General features: G+C 36.0%; 1 protein-coding gene. It reads right to left on the bottom strand.

Annotated features, from left to right (window positions below):
* A partial coding sequence (locus ACYVL2_RS20140; protein ID WP_460546583.1) for a hypothetical protein occupies nt 1-349 on the bottom strand: 349 nt, incomplete at its 3' end.
* Nucleotides 350-519 lie beyond the last annotated feature (170 nt).

The following is a 519-nucleotide window of genomic DNA, read 5'->3' as shown; positions in this document are numbered from 1 at the left end:
ATTGCTTTTTTTGAGACTCCAGCTTCTGAAGAAAAATATTCAGATTATCCTGAGTTTCACCTTCATAGATCTTAAGGTCCAGCTGAAGCTGATTAGCTGTAGTGTTTCCTAAGGTGGGCGAATTATTGAAAATGCTCGAAAGACTGGTAACAGAAGTTTTTACCCTATCCGAAAAGATAAGCGTATCCTCATGATGGTCACGGATCAACACATCTCCCAGCCGAATTTTCCCGCCGTAGGTCAATCCAACACTTCCAATGGAAATATTTACGTTTTTATTCTTGTTAACAGAATCTGTTACTTTTTTAGCAACATAGGTTTGAACAGAAGGAATAGAAAATACTATCAAAAGTATGATAAAAAGCAGCAGCAGAGCCAGCAGCGTTTTTCCAAGTATTTTCCAGAATTTTTTGATAGTATTTTATGTAATATCTTTGCGAACAATATTAACAATTTTCAGGCCTAAATCATAAGGATGGCAGCACAAAATATATATATTCTCGGCATTGAATCTTCCTG

The sequence above is a fragment of the Glycomyces halotolerans genome, from assembly GCF_054779575.1.
Note: the sequence above shows the minus strand (reverse complement) of the source record. Positions and strands in the feature narration are given on the sequence as shown.